Here is a 2,088-nt window from a genome sequence, read left to right as displayed (position 1 = left end):
CGATGGTGCAGATCTACGAGCGCGTCGGCGCGCAGTTGCGGATACTCGGCGTCCCCGAGCCGTCGCTGTTCACTGCCGCGTCGGCCCTGGTGAACTACATCCTCGGCGTCGCCGGGCAGAACGCGGCGAACGCTCGACTCGATGTGCACGAGGGCGACCGCTCGGCGTTCCTCCGGTCCGTCGCCGCCCGCTGGACACAGCACGACCCGGCGGAATTCCCGTTCGCCCATCAGATCGCCGAGCAGCTGCGCGAGCACGACGATCGCGAACAATTCCTCGCCGGAATCGACTTCGTTCTCGCCGGGATCGCCGCCCTCGGCTGACCGCGTGGATGCGGTGAGTGCGAGGAATTTGCCCTTGTGCGAAGGGCGTTCGCATTACCCTTCTGCCATGAGCCTCGTTGTGGCCGACTCGGGTCGGACCCTGCTCGACCGGTGTGTGTGGGCTTTCGGCCGGCGGCCGGGGTTGCTGTCCGAGGGGGCGCGGCGGGAACTACTGATCAGGGGGCTGCCCGCGATGGCGAGCGTGCTGTCGATACGGACGCGCCGGGGGGAAGGTGGCTATCGGTTCAGCGTGCGGGTGTCGGTGCCGGGGGAGCTGGCCTACGACGCGCGGGTCCGGCAGCGGGTGCGTAGCCAGGACCTGGAGTGGATGCAGACCGGCGACGTGGTCGGCTGCCGGGTGGACCCGGGGGACCGGGAGCGAGTGGTGCTGTTCGTGCCCGAGACGCCGGAGTCGGGGCGCAAGGCCGCGGCCAAGATTCTGGCCAACGGCCGGCGAGCGGAGGCCATCGTGCTCGCGGTGGCGCCCATCGCGGCGGATTACACCGGACGCGACGATCCGGTGCTCCGGCTCGATCTCGAGATGCGGGCCTGGGACGAGCCGTTGCCGTGGCGGGTGCGGTTGATTCAGCCGGTGCCGCTCGCGGCGGTCGGCCAGATCGAACTCGGAACGCGCTTGGAGGCGGCGTTCTTCACCGTCGACCGAGGGGCCTCTGTCGCGATCGATTTCGCGGCGTTGACGCGCTGAGCGCGCCGGTCGCGCGACGCTGCGCGGGCGGCGTCCGCTACAAGTGGACGAACGTGAAACCCGCTGCGCGTAGGGCCGGTAGCGCCGCGGCCATTCCGGCCGCGGTCCCCGATCGGGGACGGTGCAGATGCGCGAGCGCGATACCGCCGGGAGTGGCCGCGCTCATCGCCCGCTGCACCTGTGCCGCCGACGCGGTTGCCCCGAAGTCGGCATTGACGGTGAAACCCAGTGGGGTCTCGCCCAATTCGTTCACGATCGCGACCGCCACCTCGTCGTAGTGCGCGGTGCCCGCGCGAAAGAATCGCGGCGCGCGGCCGGTGAGCTCGATGATCCGCTGGTGGTTGTCCCAGACCTCGTACGCGGCCTCCTCGGCGGAGGCGGTGCCCGCAACCTTGTAGGCGGACCGGCCCGACACCGAGAGCGGCTTGTGCGCGCCACCGTGATTGGCCAGTTCGAACAGCGGATTCGCCGCCAGTCGCTGGACCCGAGCCGGATCGGCGTCGACCCAGCGTTTGTTGAGGAACAGGGTGGCCGGGATCTGTTCGGCGATCAGCAGGTCGATCAGGGCCTGGTCGAGGTCACTGTTGCCGGGACCGCCGCACGCGTCGAACGTGAGCGCGAACCGCTTGCCGCCCGTGGGGAAGCCGCTGGTGATGCCGGGCAGATCGACGCCCCACTGATGCGGGACGGCGCCCGCGTGCCGGGCGGCCACCTGGGCGGGAAAGGGGGTCGGCACCGCCTCCGGGGTGGCGATCGGGTGCGCACTCACCGGTGCGACAGACAGCCCATCGGTGCGACCGGTTGACTCGGGTGCGGCCGAATCACCTTGTGCGACAGCGCATCCTGTGGCAACCGCGGTGGTGAGAGCAGCGCAGGCGCCGAACAGCCGACGCCGCGACAAACCATTGCTGTGCACGATCCACCCCTCACGAACATGTTCGCTGGGATGTTATCGCCGAACCTGCCGCGGTGCCCGTCGAACACGTTCTAGCAGGTGAATCATTAGACACCGCAAATAGCTGAGAATGAACCGGGCGCCGAGATCGCGGCGCCCGGTTC

At 69.5% G+C, this 2,088-nt stretch carries 3 protein-coding genes; 2 read left to right on the top strand and 1 reads right to left on the bottom strand.

Going from position 1 to position 2,088, the window contains the following annotated elements; all coding sequences use genetic code 11:
- Both ACFWF3_RS33575 and ACFWF3_RS33570 read left to right on the top strand, forming a co-directional pair.
- A partial coding sequence (locus tag ACFWF3_RS33575; RefSeq protein ID WP_379317991.1) for a TetR/AcrR family transcriptional regulator C-terminal domain-containing protein occupies nucleotides 1–323 on the top strand: 323 nt, incomplete at its 5' end.
- A gap of 67 nt (nucleotides 324–390) precedes the next feature.
- Nucleotides 391–1,029, top strand: a complete 639-nt coding sequence (locus ACFWF3_RS33570; protein WP_379317989.1) for a hypothetical protein — start codon at nucleotides 391–393, stop codon at nucleotides 1,027–1,029.
- 37 nt (nucleotides 1,030–1,066) lie between these two features.
- Here ACFWF3_RS33570 and ACFWF3_RS33565 read toward each other — a convergent pair whose 3' ends face one another.
- Complete coding sequence (locus tag ACFWF3_RS33565) at nucleotides 1,067–1,798, bottom strand: polysaccharide deacetylase family protein (protein WP_379317987.1); 732 nt, start codon at nucleotides 1,796–1,798, stop codon at nucleotides 1,067–1,069.
- Nucleotides 1,799–2,088: the final 290 nt, after the last annotated feature.

It is taken from the genome of Nocardia sp. NPDC060220 (genome assembly GCF_042727815.1).
Classification (GTDB): Bacteria; Actinomycetota; Actinomycetes; order Mycobacteriales; family Mycobacteriaceae; genus Nocardia.
Note: the sequence above shows the minus strand (reverse complement) of the source record. Positions and strands in the feature narration are given on the sequence as shown.